At 37.0% G+C, this 17,227-nt stretch carries 17 protein-coding genes; all 17 read left to right on the forward strand.

Features of this window, described 5'->3' with window-relative positions; genetic code table 11:
• Positions 1-87: 87 nt before the first annotated feature.
• The 17 genes from secA to FD31_RS10815 all read left to right on the forward strand — a co-directional run bounded on the left by secA (position 88) and on the right by FD31_RS10815 (position 16,970).
• Complete coding sequence (gene secA / locus FD31_RS10735) at positions 88-2,448, forward strand: preprotein translocase subunit SecA (protein ID WP_057892779.1); 2,361 nt, start codon at positions 88-90, stop codon at positions 2,446-2,448.
• Between the two features lie 42 nt (positions 2,449-2,490).
• A protein-coding gene (gene prfB, locus FD31_RS10740) for a peptide chain release factor 2 (protein WP_147007359.1) occupies positions 2,491-3,604 on the forward strand; the annotation gives its coding sequence in 2 pieces (ribosomal slippage) (positions 2,491-2,562 and positions 2,564-3,604; 1,113 coding nt in all).
• Positions 3,604-4,269, forward strand: coding sequence for a response regulator transcription factor (locus FD31_RS10745; RefSeq protein ID WP_057892781.1), 666 nt, complete (start codon positions 3,604-3,606; stop codon positions 4,267-4,269). Before prfB ends, FD31_RS10745 begins: the two co-directional genes overlap by 1 nt.
• Positions 4,270-4,271: 2 nt before the next feature.
• Positions 4,272-5,921, forward strand: a complete 1,650-nt coding sequence (locus FD31_RS10750) for a sensor histidine kinase (protein WP_057892782.1) — start codon at positions 4,272-4,274, stop codon at positions 5,919-5,921.
• 98 nt (positions 5,922-6,019) lie between these two features.
• Positions 6,020-6,895, forward strand: a complete 876-nt coding sequence (locus tag FD31_RS10755; RefSeq protein ID WP_057892783.1) for a phosphate ABC transporter substrate-binding protein PstS family protein — start codon at positions 6,020-6,022, stop codon at positions 6,893-6,895.
• 1 nt (position 6,896) lies between these two features.
• Positions 6,897-7,817, forward strand: coding sequence for a phosphate ABC transporter permease subunit PstC (pstC, locus tag FD31_RS10760; protein WP_057892784.1), 921 nt, complete (start codon positions 6,897-6,899; stop codon positions 7,815-7,817).
• Entirely contained in the window at positions 7,817-8,704 is an 888-nt protein-coding gene (gene pstA / locus FD31_RS10765) for a phosphate ABC transporter permease PstA (protein WP_057892785.1), read from the forward strand. The genes pstC and pstA overlap by 1 nt, the downstream gene beginning before the upstream one ends.
• A gap of 3 nt (positions 8,705-8,707) precedes the next feature.
• Entirely contained in the window at positions 8,708-9,514 is an 807-nt protein-coding gene (pstB, locus tag FD31_RS10770; protein ID WP_057892786.1) for a phosphate ABC transporter ATP-binding protein PstB, read from the forward strand.
• A gap of 11 nt (positions 9,515-9,525) precedes the next feature.
• Entirely contained in the window at positions 9,526-10,284 is a 759-nt protein-coding gene (gene pstB / locus FD31_RS10775) for a phosphate ABC transporter ATP-binding protein PstB (RefSeq protein ID WP_057892787.1), read from the forward strand.
• 12 nt (positions 10,285-10,296) lie between these two features.
• Positions 10,297-10,989 carry a phosphate signaling complex protein PhoU gene (phoU, locus tag FD31_RS10780; protein ID WP_057892788.1) on the forward strand — a complete coding sequence of 231 codons (693 nt, stop codon included), beginning with the start codon at positions 10,297-10,299 and terminating at the stop codon, positions 10,987-10,989.
• A 55-nt stretch (positions 10,990-11,044) separates the two neighbouring features.
• Complete coding sequence (locus tag FD31_RS10785; RefSeq protein WP_057892789.1) at positions 11,045-11,302, forward strand: PspC domain-containing protein; 258 nt, start codon at positions 11,045-11,047, stop codon at positions 11,300-11,302.
• A gap of 29 nt (positions 11,303-11,331) precedes the next feature.
• A complete protein-coding gene (locus tag FD31_RS10790; RefSeq protein ID WP_057892790.1) occupies positions 11,332-11,697 on the forward strand; it encodes a phage holin family protein in 366 nt (121 codons plus the stop codon).
• 197 nt (positions 11,698-11,894) lie between these two features.
• Positions 11,895-12,854 (forward strand): HPr(Ser) kinase/phosphatase, encoded by a 960-nt coding sequence (gene hprK / locus FD31_RS10795; protein ID WP_057892791.1) that lies wholly within the window; start codon positions 11,895-11,897, stop codon positions 12,852-12,854.
• Complete coding sequence (gene lgt / locus FD31_RS10800) at positions 12,854-13,669, forward strand: prolipoprotein diacylglyceryl transferase (protein WP_057892792.1); 816 nt, start codon at positions 12,854-12,856, stop codon at positions 13,667-13,669. The genes hprK and lgt overlap by 1 nt, the downstream gene beginning before the upstream one ends.
• Positions 13,670-13,733: 64 nt before the next feature.
• On the forward strand, positions 13,734-14,675 hold the full coding sequence (gene trxB / locus FD31_RS10805; protein WP_057892793.1) for a thioredoxin-disulfide reductase: 942 nt from the start codon (positions 13,734-13,736) through the stop codon (positions 14,673-14,675).
• Between the two features lie 190 nt (positions 14,676-14,865).
• Positions 14,866-15,117, forward strand: coding sequence for a helix-turn-helix domain-containing protein (locus FD31_RS10810; protein ID WP_057892794.1), 252 nt, complete (start codon positions 14,866-14,868; stop codon positions 15,115-15,117).
• Between the two features lie 134 nt (positions 15,118-15,251).
• Positions 15,252-16,970, forward strand: coding sequence for a phospho-sugar mutase (locus FD31_RS10815; RefSeq protein WP_057892795.1), 1,719 nt, complete (start codon positions 15,252-15,254; stop codon positions 16,968-16,970).
• The last annotated feature ends 257 nt before the right edge of the window (positions 16,971-17,227 follow it).

Here is a 17,227-nt window from a genome sequence, read left to right on the forward strand (position 1 = left end):
CTGTTTAATTTATATTAAGTTTAAAAGTTTAAAAAAAAATGCTACTATTAAGAGTATGTTTATAACACTTAGGAGAGATATATTAATATGGCAAATCCACTAAGAAGATGGGTCGAAAGCGATAAAAGAGAAGTCAAACGTATGGGCAAGATTGCCGATAAAATTGAAAGTTATGCTGATGCTTACAGCAAACTTTCTGACGACGAACTCAAAGCTAAGACTCCTGAATTTAAAGAAAGATTAGCAAAGGGCGAAACGCTCGATGATATTTTACCTGAAGCATTCGCTACAGCCCGTGAGGGTGCTAAGCGTGTACTTGGATTATATCCATTTAGAGTACAACTGATTGGTGGTATTACTTTACACGAAGGTAATATTGCCGAAATGAAAACTGGTGAAGGTAAAACTTTGACAGCTACATTGCCAGTTTACTTAAATGCGCTAGATGGCAAGGGTGTTCACGTTGTTACAGTTAACGAATACCTATCTGGCCGTGATGCTAAACAAATGGGTGAACTTTACAACTGGTTAGGTTTAACCGTTGGATTGAACATCAACAGCATGGATTCAGAAGAAAAACGTGCTGCTTATAATTGTGATATTACTTATTCAACTAATAGTGAACTTGGATTTGATTACTTGCGTGACAACATGGTTGTTTACAAGGAACAAATGGTTCAACGTCCATTGCATTATGCAATTGTCGATGAAGTTGACTCTATTTTGATCGATGAGGCTAGAACACCTTTGATCATTTCTGGAGCTGCTGAAAAGTCAACTGCCATGTATGTGCGTGCTGACCGTTTTGCTAAGACACTTGAAAAAGATGATTACAAGATTGATTGGCCTACAAAGTCAATCAGTTTAACTGAAACTGGTATTAGAAAGGCTGAAGATTACTTTGGTCTTGATAACCTTTATGATATTGACAACACTGTTTTGAACCACCATTTGGATCAAGCTTTGCGTGCTAACTACATTATGAGTCTAAATATTGACTATGTTGTTCAAGAAGGCGAAGTTAAGATTGTTGATCAATTTACTGGTCGTGTTATGGATGGTCGTCGTTATTCTGATGGACTACACCAAGCTATTGAAGCTAAAGAGGGCGTAGAAATTCAAGATGAAACAAAGACTATGGCTAACATCACTTACCAAAACTTCTTCCGTATGTACGATAAGTTGTCTGGTATGACTGGTACTGCTAAGACTGAAGCTGAAGAATTTAGAGAAATCTACAACATGGAAGTTATTTCAATTCCTACTAACAAGCCAGTTATTCGTAATGATAAAGAAGATGTGCTTTATCCAACATTGAAGAGCAAATTTGCAGCTGTTGTTGAAGATATCAAACGTCGCCACGCTAAGGGTCAACCATTACTAGTTGGTACTGTTGCGGTTGAATCTTCAGAATACTTATCTAAGTTACTTGATCAAGCTGGTATTCCTCATGCTGTTCTTAATGCTAAGAACCATGCTAAGGAAGCTGAAATCGTTATGAACGCTGGTCAACGTGGTGCTGTTACGATTGCTACTAATATGGCTGGTCGTGGTACTGATATCAAACTTGGACCTGGTGTTCGTGAAGTCGGCGGACTTTGTGTTCTAGGTACTGAACGTCATGAATCACGTCGTATTGATAATCAACTTCGTGGACGTTCAGGTCGTCAAGGTGATCCTGGTGAAACACAATTCTACATGTCACTTGAAGATGATTTGATGAAGCGTTTCGGTTCAGACAGAATCAAGCGTGTCTTGAAGGCTTTGAAGATTGAAGATGACGATGCTGTTATCCAAAGTCGTATGATGACTCGTCAAGTTGAATCCGCACAAAAACGTGTTGAAGGTAATAACTACGATACTCGTAAGAATACCCTTCAATATGATGATGTTATGCGTGAACAACGTGAAGTTATCTACAAGGAAAGAATGGAAGTTATCAACGAAGACAATGATCTTGATCGTGTCTTGCTTCCAATGATGGAAAGAACAATCAAAGCTCAAGTTGAAGTTCACACTCAAGGTAAAGAAGACGATTGGGAACTAGAAGCAATTGCTGACTTTGCCAAAGCTGCTTTGGTTAGTGACAATCAAATTGATGTCGTTGATTTACAACTTAAGTCACAAGAAGAAATCATTAAATACTTGATGGACTTTGTTCACAAGAACTATGAACAAAAGAAAGAACAACTTGGTGATCCTTCACAAATGCTTGAATTTGAAAAGGTTGTTATCTTAAGAGTTGTTGACGAACATTGGACAGATCATATCGATGCTATGGATCAACTACGTCAATCAATTGGTCTCCGTGGTTACGGACAATTGAATCCTTTGGTTGAGTATCAAGAAGAAGGATATCGTATGTTTGAAGAAATGGTTTCTGATATTGAATATGATGTAACAAGATTATTCATGAAGGCCGAAATTAGACAAAATATGGAAAGATAAAAAGCAGGCCGCTAGGCCCGCTTTTTTTATAAGGGTGATTACATGGAATTCGGAGAGATAAAAAATAGAATTTCCGACATGGAAAACAAAATAACTCAATTTAGGGGGTCTCTTTGACTTAGAAAGTCTAGAAGAGAGTATCGCCGAAAATGAAGCTAAAATGACCGAAAATGGTTTTTGGGATGATCACGAAAAGGCTCAAAAACTCATTGATGATAACAACGCTCTAAAAGATAAGTATGATAACTTTAAATCACTTAGTGAGGGCTTAGAAAACCTTCAAGTTTTGGCTGAGTTGTATCAAGATGATCCAGAAGATGAGTTGATGCAACAATTAGTAGACGATTCGGATAGTTTGGCCGCAAAGCTCCGTTCTTATGAGTTAATGATGTTGTTATCAGAACCATATGATTCGCATAATGCAATTTTGGAAATTCATCCAGGTGCTGGTGGTACGGAATCCCAAGACTGGGGTGCGATGCTACTAAGAATGTATCAAAGATGGGCTGATCAACATGGATTTACTGTTGAAATTGAAGATTATCAACCAGGTGAAGAAGCTGGAATCAAGAGTGTCTCCATAATGATTCGTGGCAAGAATGCTTACGGATTGCTTCGTTCCGAACGTGGAGTGCATCGTCTAGTTAGAATTTCACCATTTGATTCAGCAGGACGTCGTCATACATCCTTTGCTTCGATTGACGTTATGCCTGAATTAGATGACAGTATTCACGTTGAAATTAATGACGATGATTTACGTGTTGATGTCTTTCGTTCATCTGGTGCTGGTGGTCAACATATTAATAAAACGTCATCAGCCGTCAGAATTACCCATCTACCAACCGGAATTGTTGTCAGTTCCCAAGCTCAACGCTCACAACTTCAAAACCGTGAAACAGCGATGAATATGTTGAAAGCCAAGCTTTTCCAACGCGAACAAGAAGAGCAAGCTAAGAAACATGCTGAAATTCAAGGTGAACAAATGGATATCGGCTGGGGCTCACAAATTCGGTCATATGTTTTCCATCCATATACAATGGTCAAAGATCACCGCTCCAATTATTCAACAAGTAACGGACAGGCCGTCATGGATGGAGATTTAGATCCATTTATTTATGCTTATCTCCAATGGAAATTACAAGGGGCCAAACAATAATGAAAAAGAAAATCTTAGTTGTCGACGATGAACCATCAATTTTAGAGCTAATTGAATATAATTTGGAAAGCAATGATTACCAAGTTGCCACAGCCACGGACGGACAAATGGCACTTGATAAAGCAAATGAGGGTGACTTTGATTTGATTTTGTTAGATCAAATGTTACCAAACTTGAGTGGAATTGATGTACTCAAGACAATGCGCAAAGCTGGTAATTTGACGCCTGTTATATTTTTAACCGCAGTTGACGCCGAAGACAATAAGATTGAAGGATTAATTAGTGGTGCGGATGATTATATTACCAAACCATTTAGTATCAAGGAACTACTTGCACGAATCGAAGTGGTATTGAGAAGAACGACTCATTTGGACAAAGAGAAGACTTTTGAACTCAATACCGATGTTAAAGGACTTATCATTGATGGTCGTGAGATCTCATTGACGAAAAAAGAATACGAATTACTCGAATTTTTGATTAGAAACAAAGGGATTGTCGTTTCTCGGGAACAAATTTTTGATAACGTCTGGGGAATAAATTCCAATTCACAAATGCGGATGGTTGATATCCAAATTAGCCACCTCCGTGATAAAATTGAACAGGATACAAAGAACCCACAAATAATAAAGACCGTACATGGATTCGGTTATATTTTAGAGGTATGACGATGAAAAGAAGACTAGGACCAATAATTGCCATCTTGATTTCGATAGGTATCTTTATCATTTTGGTGACGTTCTCTGATAGTATTTTGGGCAATTCCCAAAACGATATGTTCACTGAAGAGACAGTTTCATATCAAGAATTGAAGAAAAATCATGAACCGGCAGATGCTGCGAGAATTGCAGGTCTGGATTATATCGACACATCTAAGGAAAATACCACGATGCAACGAAAAGCCTATGATATGTACCATAACGGCCGAACAGCACCGGGTAAAGACTATGTGACTGATACGACGATGACAACCAGAATCATGTATTTCATGTCTGGTTCCAACCGCCATATTGTTGCTAAGAAATACAATCGTTTGTGGAGTCAAAGCCCAATGACGTTTGTAATTGTCGCATTGATGTACTTTTTGATTACCGATTCAGTGATATTGTACTATTACCGGAAACGTCAACTCTTGAGTGAAGATATTAAGAGTGTTACCGATAATTTGCGTCGTGTGAGAAAGAACAAAGAAATGGCTTCTTTGATTTTGTCACCTGATGATGAGCTTTATGGATTAGTTGAACAAACAAATAAAATTAGTATGGATATTAATGATTTACGTGATGATGTTCAGTTGCGTGAGCGTCGTTTTAGAGGTTTAGTAGGGCATTTGCCAATTGGTGTTATGTTGCTGAACTCACAAGGGGATGTTTTATTACATAACCAAGCGATGTCGAGCCTATTGGATGTTAATATTTCTAACGATATTCATCCTTTCATTGAAGATGTCAAAACTTATAATTTGAGTCAAATGATTGAGCATACTTTACGGAAGAATAAGAACCATCATCGAGAAATTCAATTGGTCGGTAACTCCCAAAAATATGTTGATGCCAATGTTATTCGTTTGATTCATTCACGTGAAGATTACGATCAACAAGTATTAGTTATCTTGTACGATTTAACAGAAAGTCGTCAAATTGAACGGATGCAAGTTGATTTTGTTAACAATGTCAGTCATGAATTGAAGACACCAGTTACCTCAATTGAAGGTTTCTCAGAAACACTTCTGGGTGGTGCTAAAGATGACCCCGAGAAATTAGATCATTTCTTGAATATTATTCACAGCGAGAGTGTTCGTTTATCAGAACTGATTCAAGATATTTTATCCTTGTCGAAGGTTAAACGAGATGTTGAGAAAGCTGATTTAGTCAACTTGCATGATGATATTGATCATATTTTGGATCGTCAATCATTGGCAATCAAGAAACATAATATCGAAGTTAAACAACAATACTTTGGTAATCCTGAAGTAACTATCAATAAGGAAAAAATCAATTTAGTATTCCGTAACTTAATTAAGAATGCTATTTCATATAATAGAGAAAATGGTGAAATTGATTTAGAAGTTCACCACGATGAGATTGAGAATCGCATCAAGTTCGTTATCAAAGATACTGGTATTGGAATATCGGAAGCCGATCAAGGTCGAATTTTTGAAAGATTCTATCGAGTTGATCGTTCACGTAGTCTAGAAACTGGTGGAACGGGTCTTGGACTAGCCATTGTTAAGGAAACTTTGGATACGCTAGATGGTGATATTCGGATTGAATCACATAAAGGACTGGGGACAACGTTCACAGTTGACATACCATTATAGAAAAAATGTCGCAACAAAATAAATTATTTTGTTACGGCTTTTTTTTATACAAAAAATATACATTGTTGTACTATTCTAATTGGATAGAGGTGAGAACATTGAAAAAAAGACTTGTCGCATTATTTGCAATTATGATTCCTATGATAATGATTTTGAGTGGTTGCAAAGGCAGCGGGAGCCAAGAGACAATTACAGCGGTTGGATCATCAGCTGCTCAACCATTAGTGGAACTTGCCGGGGAAGAATTTACAAAGGATAATCCAAACGAGTATGTCAACGTCCAAGGGGGCGGTACTGGTACAGGACTCAGCCAGATTCAACAAGGTGCAGTTAATATCGGTAATTCCGATTTATATGCTGAACAAAAGCAAGATATTGATGCTAGCAAACTTGTTGATCATCGAATTGCTGCAGTTGGGATGATTCCAGTTGTAAATAAAGATGTTAAAATCAAATCTCTGACAATCAAACAATTGAGACAAATTTTTTCAGGTCAAGTTACTAACTGGAAACAAGTTGGTGGACAAGACTTGCCGATAACCATCATTAATCGTGCGGATGGTTCAGGAACTAGAGCGGCGTTTGAAAGTGATGTTATGGACGGCACCCCATTTGTGCGCTCTCAGGAGCAAGATTCAAGTGGGATGGTTCGTCAAATTGTGTATAACACACAAGGATCAATCAGTTATTTGGCGATGCCATACCTTAACAATACAGTTAAAACGGTCAATGTTGACAACGTTAATCCCACAATTGAAAATATCGAAAATAATACTTGGAAAATTTGGTCATATGAACATTTATATACCAATGGAAAACCAACAGGTATGACGAAAGATTTCCTCGATTTTATTATGACTGATCACGTCCAAACGAACGTCGTTAAGAAAATGAACTATGTTCCCATTCGTGAAATGAAGTATCAAAAAGACTATAAGGGCAATGTTACGCCCGTTTCCAAGGGGGTAAAGTAATTTGAAAGATCCAATTAGAGAAAGTTTAACTAAAAAATCTGTCTCCGCTAAACGTGAAACGCGCGGTAAGATTATATCTTTCAGTTTTACTGCCATTATCGTTTTATTGGTTATTACGATTATCGGATTCATTGCTTCACGTGGACTAATCATCTTCTTTAAGGATGGCGTTAATCCAATAGATTTTCTAACACATTCTGTTTGGGCACCTAACAAATTAGATAGTGCTGGACATCCAATCGTTGGTGCTGCACCAATGATTATCGGGTCTTTTGCGGTTACTTTGATTGCTGCTTTAATTGGAACACCGTTTGCAATTGCCGCCGCTATTTTTATGACGGAAATATCTCCTAAATGGGGACGTAAAGTTTTACAACCAGTTATTGAATTGTTGGTTGGTATTCCTTCAGTTGTTTATGGATTCTTCGGTTTAACAATCGTTGTTCCGTTTGTACGAAAGATTGCTGGTGGAAGTGGTTTCGGTATTTTAGCCGGATCATTCGTATTATTCGTTATGATTTTACCAACGATTACATCCATGTCGGTGGATGCTTTAAAAGCTGTACCAAGATATTATCGTGAAGCTTCCTTAGCTTTGGGTGCTACGAGATGGCAAACTATTTCGAAAGTTATCTTACGTTCAGCAACACCAGGACTTTTGACAGCTGTTGTTTTCGGAATGGCACGTGCCTTTGGTGAAGCATTAGCCGTACAAATGGTAATTGGGAATGCAATGTTATTGCCACAAAATTTAGTTTCGCCATCATCAACATTAACAAGTGTCTTAACAATGAATATGGGTAATACGATCATGGGTTCAACATCAAATAATGCCCTTTGGTCATTAGCACTACTTCTACTATTAATGTCATTGCTATTTAACTTCGTTATTAGAAAAATTGCTAAGCGAGGTGAGTTCTAATGTTTAATGAAAAAACAAAAGATAAAATAGCCACAGGTGTTATTTATCTGATGTCTTCAATCATCGTACTCATCTTAGCTGGTTTATTGATTTACATTTTAGGAAGTGGACTCCGTTATGTTAATTGGCACTTTTTAACATCTGGTTCCAAAGCTTTCCAAGCTGGTAGTGGTGTTGGGATTCAACTATTCAATTCATTTTTCCTATTGATTCTCTCAATGTTAATTTCAATTCCAATTTCAATTTGTGCCGGGATTTATTTATCTGAATATGCCGGTAAAAATAAATTGGTTGATTTAATCAGAGTTTCAATTGAAGTTTTGAGTTCATTGCCATCAATCGTTGTTGGTTTGTTTGGATTCTTAGTTTTCGTTATCAGTTTTAAATTTGGCTTTTCAATTCTCTCAGGTGCATTGACATTAACCGTGTTCAATTTGCCAATCTTAACGAGAAATGTTGAAGATTCATTAAGATCCGTTTCACAGTCACAACGTGAAGCTGGACTTGCTTTAGGACTATCAAAATGGGAAACAGTGATTCATGTTATTATTCCTGATGGTCTACCCGGAATTATTACGGGTATGATCATCGGTGCTGGTAGAGTTTTCGGTGAAGCTGCTGCCTTGATTTATACGGCAGGCCAAAGTGCTCCACCATTGGACTTTACTAATTTCAATATTTTTAGTATTACAAGTCCTTTGAATTTGATGAGACCAGCTGAAACTTTGGCAGTACATATTTGGAAAGTTAACTCTGAAGGATTGATTCCCGATGCAGTGCAAGTTTCCGCAGGTGCTTCAGCTGTTTTGATTATTGCGGTTTTGATTTTTAATTTGCTAGCTAGATATATTGGCAATAAAGTTTATAAAAAGATGACGGGTGAGTAAGATATGGATACACAAACTGATCAACAATACATCCTTCATTTAAACGAGGATGAACATGAAATCGCCATGAAGACTAAAGACTTACAAGTTTTTTATGGCGAGAAGGAAGCAATGCACAAAGCATCGCTTCAGTTTGAAAGATATAAGATTACATCCTTGATTGGTGCTTCAGGTTCTGGTAAGTCAACGTACTTAAGATCCTTGAATCGAATGAACGACAATATACCTGGCGCTTCAGTCAAAGGACAAATCATGTACCGTGGATTGGATATTAATAAAAATAATGTTGATATTTATGAAGTTAGAAAGCATATTGGGATGGTTTTCCAACGCCCCAATCCGTTTGCTAAATCAATTTATGACAACATTACTTTTGCATTAAAACGTCATGGTTTACATGACAAAAAGCAATTAGATGAAATTGTTGAGACGACTTTGAAACAGGCCTCTTTATGGGACCAAGTCAAAGACGATCTGAACAAAAGTGCATTAGCGCTCTCTGGGGGTCAACAACAACGACTTTGTATTGCCCGAGCAATTGCGATGAAACCGGATATTTTATTGATGGATGAACCGGCAAGTGCCTTGGATCCAATCTCAACGTCTAATGTTGAAGAAACAATGTTGAATTTGAAGGATAAATTTACCATCATTATCGTCACTCACAACATGCAACAAGCGGCTAGAATCAGCGATTACACAGCATTTTTCCACATGGGACATGCTGTCGAATTTAACGAAACTAGAAAAATCTTTACTCGTCCTCATATTAAGACGACTGAAGATTATGTTTCTGGACACTTTGGATAGGAGCGCTCAACTTGGCAGAAAAAATTTTAACATCTTCTGATGTACATTTGTTTTATGGAAAGAAAGAAGCATTAAAAGGGGTTAACCTCGATTTTAATAAGAATGAAATTACAGCTTTAATCGGTCCATCTGGATGTGGTAAGTCAACATATCTTAGATGCTTGAATCGAATGAACGACTTGATTCCGAATGTAACGATAACTGGAACGATATCTTTGAACGGTAAAAACATCTATGCGCCCAATATTGATACGGTTGAGCTGCGAAAACAAGTTGGTATGGTTTTTCAACAACCAAACCCATTTCCTTTCTCGATTTATGATAATGTAATATATGGATTAAGATTAGCCGGTGTGAAAGATAAAGCTATCTTAGACGAAGCTGTTGAAACTAGTTTACGAAATGCGGCTGTTTGGGATGATGTAAAAGATAAATTGCATCAAAGTGCCTTGTCACTTTCAGGTGGACAGCAACAAAGAGTATGTATTGCTAGAGTTTTAGCAGTGAAACCTGATATTATTTTATTAGACGAACCTACTTCAGCTTTGGATCCAATTTCATCAGCCAAGGTTGAGGACACTATGTTAGCTTTGCGTGAAGATTACACGATTATCACTGTTACACATAACATGCAACAGGCGTCGAGAATATCTGATCAAACCGCTTTCTTCCTAAATGGAGAACTAATTGAAGCGGATAAGACGAAGAATATTTTCTTAAATCCAAAAGAAAAACAGACGGAAGATTATATTTCTGGAAAATTCGGTTAGGAGAAAAGATAGATGCGTACAACGTTTGAAGAACAATTGAACAATTTACATTTGCGCTTCTCAGAAATGGGTATGATGGCTAGTGAAGCCATTATGAAGTCAGTTAAGGCTTATGTTGACCACGATAAAGCTTTAGCTAAAGAAGTCATTAAAAATGATCACATTATTAATAAACGTGAAATGGATCTGGAAAAAGAATCATTTGAAATGATTGCTTTGCAACAACCAGTTACATCCGATTTGCGTATGATCGTAACGGTTTTAAAAGCCAGTTCTGATCTTGAAAGAATGGGTGATCATGCTGTCAGTATCGCTCAAGAAACAATTCGAGTTAAGGGTGAAACAAGAATCCCTGAAATTGAAAAGTTAATTGCTGATATGGGTGAAATTACAACAAGTATTGTTGAAGATTCACTTGAAGCTTACTTGAAACGTGACAGTAAGATGGCTGAAGAAGTCGCTAACCGTGATGTTAGAGAACATTACTTGAGTGCTGAAATTAATAAAATGAGTATTTCTGAAATGAAAAAAGAAGGGGACTACGTTTTAAGTGGTTCCTCATACATGTTAGTTTCCAGTTATTTGGAACGTGCAGGTGATTATGCAACCAATATTTGTGAATGGGTTGTTTACTTGAACACCGGACATGTGGTAGAACTGAATCAGAAGCATGTGGCAGATGAAGGTTATCCTAAAAAGGGTTAATTGATAAATTTGTTAATATGTAGTATATTTTTTGAACAAGTTGAGGTGATAATACATGAAAAATAGAATCACAAGATCCAGTACTGATCGGATGATTGCCGGCGTTTGTGGAGGTTTAGGTGAGTACTTTGGGATTGACTCGACTTGGATTCGTCTAGCTTTTATCTTCTTATTGCCATTGACTTATTTCTTACCAGCTTTGGTATATGTAGTTTGCGTCTTTTCTTTCCCAGAGAAGCGTAATATTCAAGAAACAAGTCGTTATCGAGGCAGAAGACGTCTTAAAGCCAAGGGTTCGAAAAAATATTACTGATTCAAAAGAGAGTTAAATGAGGGTATAAAATGAAGTTTTTAATCAGATTGGTGATACAAACGTTATTGTTTCTAGCAATTGCGCGTTTATTACCAGGTATGTTTCAAATTGATAGTTTAGCAACAGCCATTATAGCCAGTTTGGTTTTGGTGTTCTTGAACTGGACAATCAAGCCACTGTTACATATCATTTCTCTACCGATTACATTTTTAACGTTTGGATTATTTTCATTCGTTATAAATGCAATCACCTTGGAATTAACTTCGGTAGTAGTAGGATCATCAAGTTTCCACTTTAATGGCTTTGGTTCAGCCCTTGTGGTTGCAGTCATTTTAGCAATTTGTAATTCTATTATTAACAGCTATACCATGGACAATTTTCAAAGACGCGTTTAAAACGCGTTTTTTTATTCTTTGCAACTGGGATGAATGTTGGCATTTTTACGATGTTTCTCCCGGTTGCTTTTATATCGTAGTCTACATTTATAGACTGAATGGGATGTTAGATAATAATCTGGAAGTAATAGAACGGTTTCAACCACAACTTTTTAATGCTAAAATTGGTATAAAAATAGATTTGGTGAGGGTTGGCTATGACAAATTTTGTTACTGTATCTCAAATGGTTAAAGATAATGGCTTAAAGGTTTATAATGACGAAGCCTTGATGAAGGGCAAGAAGATTACGACGAGTGATATTTCACGTCCGGGAATCGAGTTAACTGGCTATTTTGATTACTATCCAAGCGAACGTATTCAATTGTTTGGACAAACTGAGTCAGCATATTCACGTTCAATGACTGAAAATAATCGTTATAAGGTTATGTTGGAATTGTGTCGTGAAGATACTCCAACGTTATTGATCTCACGTAACATTCAACCTAGTAAGGAATTGTTGAAGGCTGCTAGTGAACATAACGTGCCAGTTATTGGTTCTGAATTACCAACAACTCGACTATCAAGTATGATTACTGAATATTTGGACGAAAGATTAGCTCCTAGAGAATCAATCCATGGGGTTTTAGTTGATGTTTACGGTATCGGGATTTTACTAACTGGTCACTCTGGTATTGGTAAGAGTGAAACTGCTTTGGAACTAGTTAAGCGTGGTCACCGTTTGATTGCCGATGATCGTGTTGATGTTTATCAACGTGATGAAAAAACAATCGTTGGTGAAGCACCAAAGATTTTAAATCACTTGTTAGAAATTCGTGGTATCGGAATTATTGATGTGATGAATCTTTTCGGTGCCGGAGCTGTTCGTTCTGAAAGTGAAATTCAGTTGATTATCAATTTGGAAAATTGGTCAGCTGATAAGAACTATGATCGAATTGGTACTTTGGAAGATAAGCGAACATTCTTTGACGTGGATGTGCCACAAATTACCGTTCCTGTTAAAGTTGGTCGTAACATTTCCATTATCATCGAAGTTGCTGCCATGAACTATCGTGCTAAGAAGATGGGTTATGACGCTACAAAGAAGTTCGAAGATAACTTAGGCCTTTTGATCAAAGAAAATGAAGCAAAAACAAAAAATGGTGAAGAAGGAAACTAATGAATTTTGAATTATTAGCATTAAATCCGATTGCGTTTGATCTTGGGGGATTGCAGATTCACTGGTACGGTATCATCATTGCTATGGGTGCCTTAGTTGGTGTCATTATGGCGATGCGTGAGGCCAAAAGAAGACATATGGATCCAGATAATATTTTGGATTTAGTCTTGTATGGTGTACCGATTGCTTTAGTTGGGGCTAGATTGTATTATGTAATTTTTGAATTACCATTTTATCTAGCCAATCCTGGTGAGATCATCAAGATTTGGCATGGTGGAATTGCCATTTATGGTGGTTTGATTGCAGCATTTATCGTTTTGTTAGTGTTGTGTCATAAACGAAAACTTTCGCCATGGTTAATGCTAGATATTGCGGCCCCATCAGTTCTCTTAGGCCAAATCGTTGGTCGTTGGGGTAACTTTATGAACCAAGAAGCTTTTGGTGCTAAGACGACCTTGAGCTTTTTACAGTCATTACATATTCCACATTTTATCGTTGAACAGATGTATATCAATGGTGCTTACCGCCAACCAACATTTTTGTATGAATCTGTTGGTAATTTGATTGGTTTAATATTGATTCTGATTTTGAGAAATCGGAAGCATCTCTTAAAACGTGGTGAAGTTTTCTTAAGTTATTTGATTTGGTATCCAGCTGTGAGATTTTTCGTTGAAGGAATGCGAACAGATAGTTTGTACATCTTTCCAGGAGTTCGAGTTTCACAAATGTTATCGCTTGTCCTATTTGTCGTAGCGATTGCCTTGTTCATTTATCGGCGTAGAAAACAAAATGAACTTTGGTATAATGAGTTGTGAGCAATTTAATTGCCAAGTTAAAAATAAATGGTAAGATTTGTTGAGTAATAGGAGGTAATCGACGATGAAAACATATGATGTAGTAGTTATTGGAGCTGGACCTGGTGGTTTAACCGCCGCTTTGTACGCTTCACGTGCTAACTTATCAGTAATGATTCTTGATCGTGGTATCTACGGTGGTCAAATGAATAACACCGCTGCGATCGAAAACTATCCAGGATTTGATTCAATTCTCGGTCCGGACTTGAGTGAAAAGATGTATAAATCTTCTACTCAGTTTGGTGCTGACTTTGGTTATGGGGCCGTTGAATCAATCGAGGATAAAGGTAATGTTAAAATCATCCACACTGATGATGGCGACTACGAAACAAAAGTTGTAATCATTGCAACTGGTTCACAATATAAGAAAATTGGCGTACCTGGTGAGGATGAATTATCAGGACGTGGTGTTTCTTACTGTGCCGTCTGTGATGGTGCATTCTTTAAGGGCCAAGACGTTGCCGTTATCGGTGGTGGCGATTCTGCCGTTGAAGAAGGTATTTACTTAACACAATTAGCTAAGTCCGTAACAATTATTCACCGTCGTGATCAACTACGTGCTCAAAAGATTTTGCAAGACCGTGCATTTAAGAATGATAAGATTAAGTTCGTTTGGAATGCTGACGTTAAGGAAATCATGAGCGAAGATGAAAAAGTAGCTGGTGTCAGATATGTTGACAAAGAAACCGGTGAAGAACACGTCGTACCAGCTAAGGGTGCCTTTATCTATGTTGGTATCGATCCAATGACAACACCATTCGAGGGTCTTGGTATTCTTGATGAAGCTGGCTGGATTAATACTAATGAACACATGGAAACAAAAGTACCTGGTATCTTAGCTGTTGGTGATGTTAGAAAGAAAGATCTTCGTCAAATTGCTACTGCTGTTGGTGAAGGTGGTATTGCTGGACAACAAGCATTCAGTTATATCCAAGAACTTGCTGACGATAAGGTTTCAGCTAAATAATAAAATTAATAATTAAAATATTGAGGGTTATATGAACGGGACAACTACCGGTTCATATAATCCTTTTTATTTTATTAATTTATGACAAAATATTTAAAAACAGAAAAAATTATTAGTACATTTTGGTTCCATTCTGTACATGTTTAAACATATAATAAGGACGAATACAAAAAGATAGGAAGTGATTCTTATGCGTGAAGTCGCAGATAACAAATTCAACCAATTAATGCATGAATCGGGGTTTAACATCGCGAAGAATTTGAAACAGCTTCGCAGAGAACGGAATGTTACTCAAAAAGAAGTTGCTCAACACTTGAATATCGATGTAACAACCTTATCGCACTATGAAACAGGGATTCGCATGCCGGATATCGACACACTGATTGCTTTAGCTAAATACTACGATACTGACATTAATAGGATCATCAGCAGTGAAACTTAATAATTTGAAGATTTGAGTGCATGATTTTAAGAATATTTTAAAGATTTATTGTTAAAGTTATGAAATCAAATTTTAATAGTACTGTATGATTGCTATAATGATTGTAAGTACTTACAAATTAGGAGGACAAGTTAATGTCTTGGCAAGATAATATGCAACAATGGCTCGATTATAAGGATTTAGATCCAGATATGAAAGAGCAACTAAATGAAATAAAACAAGATGATAAAGTAGCTGAAGAGGCATTTTATGCACCTATGGAGTTTGGTACTGCTGGTATGCGTGGTCTTATCGGCCCTGGTATTAATCGCATGAACATTTACACTGTTCGTCAAGCGACTGAAGGCTTAGCTTCATTTATGGATACTTTGGATGACAAAGTTAAAGCACAAGGTGTAGCTATTAGTTATGACTCACGTTACTATTCTCAAGATTTTGCTTATGAATCTGCTAAAGTTTTGGGTGCTCACAACATTCACAGTTACGTTTTTGATAGTTTGAGACCCACACCGGAATTATCTTTTGCTGTAAGAAGTCTACATACATATGCCGGTATTATGATTACAGCTAGCCATAATCCTAAACAATACAATGGTTTCAAAATCTACGGTCCAGATGGTGGTCAAATGCCTCCTACTGAATCAGATAATATTACAAGTTTTGCTCGTAAAGCTAGTGATCTCTTTGCGATTAAAGTTAAAGCCGTTCAAAAATTACGTGCTGAAAAATTATTAACTTTAATTGGTGAAGATGTTGATTTAGATTATATGAAGAATCTCGAAACAGTTATCGTTAATCCTAAATTGATCGAAGATATCGGTGACAAGATGAAATTTGTCTACTCACCACTTCACGGAACAGGTAAGATGATTGCTCCACGTATTTTCCAACAATTAGGTTTCAAGAATTTCAATATGGTAACTGAACAAGCCATCCTTGACCCAGAGTTTGCTACAACTCCATTCCCTAATCCAGAATTTGCCCAAACGTTTGACCTTGCGATTGAACGTGGTAAAAAGATTGGTGCCAATATCTTGATTGCAACTGACCCTGACGCCGATAGATTGGGTGCCGCAGTAAGACAACCTGATGGCTCTTATAAATTAATGACAGGTAATCAAATTGCCTCAGTTCTTTTAAACTACTTATTGCAAGCTAAAAAAGGCTTAGGAGATTTACCTACTAACGGAGCAGTTGTTAAGTCAATCGTATCTTCAGAATTGGCTACAGCAATTGCTGATAAATATGACATTAAAATGTTCGATGTTTTGACAGGATTCAAATATATTGCCGAAAAAATCGAACAATTTGAAGAAACTGGTAGTAATGAATTCCTCTTTGGTTTTGAAGAAAGTTATGGATATCTAGTTAAACCATTTGTTCGTGATAAAGATGCTATGCAATCAACATTGTTGTTAGCCGAAGCAGCAGCTTATTATGAATCAAAGGGTAAGACAATCTATGATGCTCTTGAAGACCTTTACAAGGAATTTGGTTACTATCGTGAAAAGACGATTTCAAAGACCTTTGCTGGAATCTCAGGTAAAGACAAGATGGCTCAAATCATGAAGACACTTCGTGAAGAGGGTATCGCTGAGATTAATGGCGTTAAAGTGGTTGAATCAATTGATTACCTGAATGATACAGATACAACAGCCGCAGGTACAAAAGAAACAGGTTTACCAAAGGCTGACGTTTTGAAGTATGTTCTAGCTGACGATACTTGGGTAGCTGCCAGACCATCTGGTACTGAACCTAAGATGAAGTTCTATATCGGTGTTAAAGACGATACCGAAGATGGTGCTGCTAAGAAGCTAGAAGAATTTGCTAAAGAAATTGAAGGTTGGGAATAGTTTTCTATTCATTCAACTGTGAATCTATTTATAACGGACATTTTCATTAAATTGAGATGTCTGTTTTTTTATGTGTCCATATCTTGTACTTTAAGTACACTTTGAACAGTAAAATCAGCTAACACATCATGTTACCAGTTAAGATTTTCTCGTTTCCGGAGACGGCAAAGATATAACTAACACCATAAGTAACGCGTTGTGCTGGTTATATCGTCAACGGAATCGTGAAATAGGCTGTAAGCTTTGTTACTCTTACA

Origin of the sequence: Companilactobacillus nantensis DSM 16982, assembly GCF_001435815.1 — a bacterium.
GTDB classification, from domain to species: domain Bacteria; phylum Bacillota; class Bacilli; order Lactobacillales; family Lactobacillaceae; genus Companilactobacillus; species Companilactobacillus nantensis.

Coding starts and splice junctions, on each gene's coding strand:
- secA (WP_057892779.1), top strand. CDS start 88: ATGGCAAATCCACTAAGAAGATGGGTCGAAAGCGATAAAAGAGAAGTC.
- FD31_RS10745 (WP_057892781.1), top strand. CDS start 3,604: ATGAAAAAGAAAATCTTAGTTGTCGACGATGAACCATCAATTTTAGAG.
- FD31_RS10750 (WP_057892782.1), top strand. CDS start 4,272: ATGAAAAGAAGACTAGGACCAATAATTGCCATCTTGATTTCGATAGGT.
- pstA (WP_057892785.1), top strand. CDS start 7,817: ATGTTTAATGAAAAAACAAAAGATAAAATAGCCACAGGTGTTATTTAT.
- pstB (WP_057892786.1), top strand. CDS start 8,708: ATGGATACACAAACTGATCAACAATACATCCTTCATTTAAACGAGGAT.
- phoU (WP_057892788.1), top strand. CDS start 10,297: ATGCGTACAACGTTTGAAGAACAATTGAACAATTTACATTTGCGCTTC.
- FD31_RS10785 (WP_057892789.1), top strand. CDS start 11,045: ATGAAAAATAGAATCACAAGATCCAGTACTGATCGGATGATTGCCGGC.
- FD31_RS10790 (WP_057892790.1), top strand. CDS start 11,332: ATGAAGTTTTTAATCAGATTGGTGATACAAACGTTATTGTTTCTAGCA.
- hprK (WP_057892791.1), top strand. CDS start 11,895: ATGACAAATTTTGTTACTGTATCTCAAATGGTTAAAGATAATGGCTTA.
- lgt (WP_057892792.1), top strand. CDS start 12,854: ATGAATTTTGAATTATTAGCATTAAATCCGATTGCGTTTGATCTTGGG.
- trxB (WP_057892793.1), top strand. CDS start 13,734: ATGAAAACATATGATGTAGTAGTTATTGGAGCTGGACCTGGTGGTTTA.
- FD31_RS10810 (WP_057892794.1), top strand. CDS start 14,866: ATGCGTGAAGTCGCAGATAACAAATTCAACCAATTAATGCATGAATCG.
- FD31_RS10815 (WP_057892795.1), top strand. CDS start 15,252: ATGTCTTGGCAAGATAATATGCAACAATGGCTCGATTATAAGGATTTA.